We start from the raw sequence: 5,685 nt of genomic DNA, 5'->3' as shown, positions 1-5,685 counted from the left end.
AAATCAATATGAGGCTGATATGGCAAATTTAGGAAAAGCGGCTTAACTGGGTTGTGTGAATTTGCTTGACCACGTCAAAGAGACTAGCAAGGAAAAGAAAAAATAGATAAGTAAGGTTTGTGTTTTCATTTTTTTACCCGTTTTTTTAACATGAAATTAAGGTTGAGTACTCAACTGAAATAGCGCGCTCAATTATTCAATGGTCTTATGATTTTGTATATCGTTGCATATTTCGCAATGGATCCGCTTTTTAAAATTGTAAATGCGGCGAGCTGCAAATATAGAAATAGATATAAAAGCCCATGTAACACCGAATTCAAGAGAGTAGGAAAAAGACTGGCCTTTAAAGTATTGAACACTGGCAAAAATAGTGGCCAGCAAGGGAAATGCGACTAGGTATTGTAAAGTCCATTTTTTTATAGGCATTGTCGTTCCTTCGTAAATTTTCAAAATATAGATTTAGGCTATCACTAGTGTTCATCTACATATAAACGTTGATAAAATGCGTGTCAATTTTAACCTTAAGATTGCTCATACATTTTAATAGGCATTCCATTTTCATTTCTGAGTATTCTTTTTGATTTTTTTCTTTCTAACTCAGCTTTCCATTCTGGCTTAATCACAAGATAGTAATAAACGATAAAGCCTAGCCATGATAATAAAAACGACATCAAGAACCAGATGACCTTGTTATTACCAGAAGCCTTTTTAGATATAAGTGCTAGAACCCAAGGTAGGATATTTATTGTGAAAAAAGAGATAAAAAGTACAAGTAAAAACGATAAGTTCATAAAATATCCTTTCTTATTAAACTATCTAATAGAGAACACGGCAGCCATCTAAGATGTGAGACTCGTGTGCGAAAATTAGAATCTACGTGTCGGGATCCGTGCTTACGTATTTCAACGGCCAGTTCGAGCTCCTTACTAGTGTGCCTTCTGACCTTGGAAACATCAATGATTCTCCAACTCAGGCTTGGGGTAACTACTTTTCAAACTAAATGCATCCTGAGATTCTCCATTTTCCCGAAGATGGTCTAATTTAGTGATAGCTTCCTGAAGGGTTGGAATATGACCCTTCGGTATCCACCAAAGCACATAAGATGCTTCGCTTAAGGGCAAAAACCACTTTTTTTTACGCTTAAGGAAATCAATGTGATGCGTCTTGAACATGAAGTTCTTAAGGGACTCTACGCTTTCCCAAACAGACATGTTAACAATGATATCTGGGTTATTTTCTACCTCTATGTTAGTGGCATCACCTGATTCGTCTTTCAAACGCCAGATAAATCCTGGACTTTGTTCAGCAATGGCGTTGATAGGGTCTAAGTTATTTACAAAGTCCGCCATTTCGGGGGCCTCTAAGTTAAACCTGACTTTTCCAATATTCAATTGAGCGAGATGCATATTGTCTCCTTGACTTTTAACTTAGAGAACGCGTTTTATAAAGTTAGACTAGGTCTAGTACTTTGAAGTGTCTGTCTTGGAATTAGTTTACGCATTTTCCAAATAACTTACTTTTGAATGGAGAAAACGAATAGTTAGCTCCAATTTTAAAATAGTTGCTTGAGCAGTCTGCTCAGATGCCAGTTCAGCACATTGGCCCCCAAAGAATCGGTGTAGGCCATCTTTAAAAGAATAAATAGGTTAACTGGTTCTTTTGAGAAGGGCGCTCGATTCATTATTTACCTTGATGCATAACGCCTAGCTAAACTGGCGCAAAATAGCAGGCTAAAATTAGCGACGAAGGAGCGCAAGCCTGCTGTTTTTCGTCCCTTGGTTAAAGCGTTTGTTATGTTTAAAACACTCTTAATTGTAAGGTTCAAGCTTAACATCTAACTCAGGCACACCAGTTAGAATTGGGGTTAATCGCCAACCATTTCTCAGATTATCGTAAGCCTCAGGGAAAAATAGAACACCAGACATTTTAATCGCTTTATTGGATATAAAACGTTTTAATTTTTTAAAGACATCTTTAGAGCGCTGAGTTTCACAAAAGCCATCAATCGTACTTTGTAAAATTGTACTTCCCTCAACCTTATCTAAACCACTACCCTAGGTGGTTTACCATGAAAGTCCAAGTACAGTTTTTTGAGATTATCTGGGACGAGAGGCCAGCCACGTTCAATACCTTCTTTGGTACCTTTCCAGAATAAGTGCTCTGTATAATATACATCTATGTACTCGAATTCTGCTTCGGTTGCAGTATCTAGTTTCTCGCTCATGTAATGCAACTGCTCAAGTGCTTCTTCTAAGTCGCCTTGGTTTAACAAAATAGTCGTCAAATTTGCAAACTCTCCCATTAGAAATGTAAGCGCCCAACTCTCATGTTTTTCCATAAGAGGCACAACGTCAGGAAACTTAGTGCGGATCTCTTTTAAGAATCGTCTTATTTCTGATTTAGCCATTGATTTCTCAGAAGCTTCTAACATTAAGCTAAGAGGCGCATATGCGCTGAGCATAATGGCGAAGCGGCCCCGCATATATGCCTTCTAGTGACCAACGGGAACGGCTTTATTTGTTTGTTACATCGCAAGACCTCTGAACCTCCCTAAGACCTTTCTATCGGGTATTTGACAATGCTTTGTACCACCGAAAAGCTTAATACGGTTGCGGGCAAAAATTCTGTAGAAGAAATCTCTAAAAGAACGCGGCAAGATTTTAGTTACACCGAATAAAAACCAGAACCCAGTTAAGTCTTTTGCGATTTCTAGTGCAGCGTCAGACCAAAGAAAAACGTTTCCGTTCTTAACCAACATAAAAGTATCAACACCTACAGTATCAACTTTGTAACGTTCGATAACTTCTTGAGCATATTCTGATTGCATTGGTGAGAATATAAAACGTTCAGTTTTGTCGCGCTTCAAAATAAAGGCAACTGCTCCATTACAGAAGTTACACACCCCATCGTAAATAACTAAATCCTTATCTTCCATCGAACTATCCCGCGATATAACGCTAAGCTTTGGGGCAGTGACGTAGCGACATATTTACGAAGTGTCGCTGCGTTACTGTCCCAGTAACCAGAGGGAACGCGTTAAGCGCCTCGTTAAATACAAGTTTCAGCTAACGAAGTGCTGGCTGGCGATGTGTTTGAAAATATTTTCTCCATACTTTGTTTTAGAACCATTACTTCCTTGGCCCTATTCTCGTTAAGAATTTGATGGCCAAGCTCTAGTAATTCGATGCGTGTTCTGACGAAACTACAGATGGCTTGTTTTGCGTTTTCTAATTCACCATTTTCTATTTGTTGATGAACAGAAGAAAGATGAATAATGCTGTTATATAACTCTGTAGAGTTCGAACTAGCGCCCGCCGACGTACTGATATATGCGCCGAGAAATAGTCCCGAAGTAAAAATGGCTATTGAGAATAGTGAACAAACAATCTTATGTTTCATTCAATACTTCCTTGTGCATAAGTTTTAAATAAGGGGCGCTGGCACGGGGGCATAATAATGAAGTCGCCTCGCGTGTAAGCGTCCCAGCGAACGCCAACAGTTGTTTGTTAGCTGCGAACCTGCTTATAAAAATATGCTCTATTGCGATATGTAAGGCAAGCCGTTACTGGAATTGGAAGAAACATAGCAATAGCCAAAAGCCAATCCATATAAGCTGCAAAAATAGTTGCAGTTAATGAAGCTATACAGCCTAAAGATAGAAAAACAATTAATCGTTTGGGCGGAGTATCTGTTTTATATGGATAAAGCGTTAGATTGTTAAGTGCAAGCATGCCCCAAAAGCCTAAAAGTCCAGCTACTACCATTAGAAATGGAACCATTGTTGCCATTTGGCTTTCGAACAGACTGTAGAGCCAAGCGGGACTAAATATAACCCCGAGGGTTAACAAAATCACGGATGGTCCAAAAGATACAATTAAAACAGCGAAATAAAGTATGCTTTTCATTCTTGCTGCTGACGGTAGGCTAACGGGCGCAAACATGCGGCGAAAATGGCGAAGCCGCCGCGTGTATGTGTCCCAGTAACCGAAGGGAGCGAGCTGAGCGCTTTGTTAGCTACTCGTACCAAGTACTTCATAGTATTCGTTTATTTCTTTTGTAAGCAATACAAGGCTGCCTAAATTTTCCTTTTCTGCATCTGAAAGTCTATTCCAGACAAGGTCACTAGGTTTTGTGGAAAAAGTTATTACCCGATGAATAGATAGGGAGATTACTTTCAAATGCTCGAAGATACGTCTTTGATATAGCTCCAAGCCTCTACTATCTGTTCTTGAATCAATCTCTAACATAATATTTTGCAATGTAGCCACGTAAAATTGATTAGATTCGTTTAATGCATTGTATTGCATCAAAGTTACCGTCCCTGTTAGATGACTAGCAGTAGTTTTATCTTTTAGGCTAGCTCCTAACTCAATATCTTGAAGTAGAAGACGCAGTTCCAAACGAGCTTTTTTAAGCACTCTTGCTTGTACCTTTTTTTCGGCAGAATTTTTTTGCACTTCAGTGTATTGCCACGAAATAAATCCAATTAGGACAGAAGATAAAAACCACAGTACAAATGGCTCATTAAGTACCTTCCATTTATTTTTGTTCACAATTAGATTCCTTTTGGGGCATATATTGAGAGCAGCTAACGCTAAGCTAACGGGCAGTGACGTAGCGGCATAATCGCGAAGCGCCGCCGCGTTACTGTCCCAGTGACCGAAGGGAACGAGTTAAGCGCCTTGTTAGTTTTCACTGAATACCCGCTGATCTACACAAGAGATACTCACCTCTTTATCGATTATATCTTCGAATATAAATGCAACTGATTCATTTGGTTTTAATGTACCAATGAACGCAGTGCAATTTCCTTCCTGACAGCTTCCATCTAAGTACGCGAATTTATATCGTGGAATAGACTGGTTGCATAAGTTTTGTTCATCGCATACTACCTCTACGTTTGTTAAAGAAGTCTCTTCATAATTCGCAAATAAATAGGCTTGTTTTAAAGTGTCTGGGTAGTGAATCGAGAAATCCAAACACAATCCTTGCCCTCCATTGTATGCAACGACTTTTCGATGTTCATTCAAATATGATTCTGATATCTGCAAATGTGCTTCGTTGGGCTTGTATTTGGTATTATAAAATGAGAAAAATATCGCGACTATCACACCTATACTCGTCAAAATATTTGTAATCCATTGAGTATTTTCTCTGGTTTCTTTTTTCATATTTCCAAATTTCCGTGGAAACTAACTTTTAAATAAGGGGCGCAGGCTTGTGGGCTAAAATCCGAACGAAGTGAGCAGCCCACATGTTAGCGTCCCAGCGACCGAAGGGAGTGCCAACAGCGTTTTGTTAGGCGTACAAAGAAAAGTATGCAGCCTTGCTGCCACCACTAGCTAAATAGACCGCGTGTTTAAATTATTGAATTTAAGATAAAGCAACCCCGTGCGAAATGCCAGATGTTAACGGTAATGCTGGATAAAAGAGAGAGTTTAGAAGACTGGTGATGTTAAATGTTGGCGTTGCTATGTTGATGAAATGCACGTTGCTAAAGCCATTGAAACTTCCGAAAAAGCAAGCTGTAAATACTACCTAGCGAAACAACCTTGATGCTGGAGTGTCACGGTTTAATCTACATTTTAATGCTGTAAGTAAATGACGCCTAGACACAATGACTCCCTGTAAAAGTGCTAGCCCCCGCATTTTCGTGGGTTAACTTTTCAGCCAGAGCCATAATTA

The 5,685-nt window shown here is 39.2% G+C and carries 8 protein-coding genes; all 8 read right to left on the bottom strand.

What is annotated here, in order from left to right:
* Positions 1–521: 521 nt before the first annotated feature.
* Positions 522–791, bottom strand: coding sequence for a hypothetical protein (locus tag NO989_RS21410; RefSeq protein ID WP_014949705.1), 270 nt, complete (start codon positions 789–791; stop codon positions 522–524).
* Positions 792–953: 162 nt separating this feature from the next.
* On the bottom strand, positions 954–1,406 hold the full coding sequence (locus NO989_RS21405) for a DUF3291 domain-containing protein (RefSeq protein WP_371343170.1): 453 nt from the start codon (positions 1,404–1,406) through the stop codon (positions 954–956).
* 635 nt (positions 1,407–2,041) lie between these two features.
* Positions 2,042–2,407, bottom strand: a complete 366-nt coding sequence (locus NO989_RS21400) for a hypothetical protein (RefSeq protein WP_168463726.1) — start codon at positions 2,405–2,407, stop codon at positions 2,042–2,044.
* A 117-nt stretch (positions 2,408–2,524) separates the two neighbouring features.
* The gene (locus tag NO989_RS21395; RefSeq protein ID WP_168463722.1) at positions 2,525–2,935 is read right to left on the bottom strand and encodes a DCC1-like thiol-disulfide oxidoreductase family protein; all 411 of its coding nucleotides are present in this window, start codon (positions 2,933–2,935) and stop codon (positions 2,525–2,527) included.
* 113 nt (positions 2,936–3,048) lie between these two features.
* On the bottom strand, positions 3,049–3,399 hold the full coding sequence (locus tag NO989_RS21390; RefSeq protein WP_168463723.1) for a hypothetical protein: 351 nt from the start codon (positions 3,397–3,399) through the stop codon (positions 3,049–3,051).
* 107 nt (positions 3,400–3,506) lie between these two features.
* A complete protein-coding gene (locus NO989_RS21385) occupies positions 3,507–3,905 on the bottom strand; it encodes a hypothetical protein (RefSeq protein WP_168463724.1) in 399 nt (132 codons plus the stop codon).
* Between the two features lie 105 nt (positions 3,906–4,010).
* Positions 4,011–4,553: a hypothetical protein gene (locus NO989_RS21380; protein WP_371343169.1), complete on the bottom strand. Its 543-nt coding sequence runs from the start codon at positions 4,551–4,553 to the stop codon at positions 4,011–4,013.
* Between the two features lie 132 nt (positions 4,554–4,685).
* On the bottom strand, positions 4,686–5,171 hold the full coding sequence (locus tag NO989_RS21375; RefSeq protein ID WP_168463725.1) for a hypothetical protein: 486 nt from the start codon (positions 5,169–5,171) through the stop codon (positions 4,686–4,688).
* Positions 5,172–5,685: the final 514 nt, after the last annotated feature.

Source organism: Alteromonas sp. DY56-G5 (assembly GCF_041414725.1).
Taxonomy (GTDB): Bacteria; Pseudomonadota; Gammaproteobacteria; order Enterobacterales; family Alteromonadaceae; genus Alteromonas; species Alteromonas macleodii.
The sequence above is the reverse complement of the archived record's forward strand: the minus strand, read 5'-3'. Positions and strand labels throughout refer to the sequence as shown.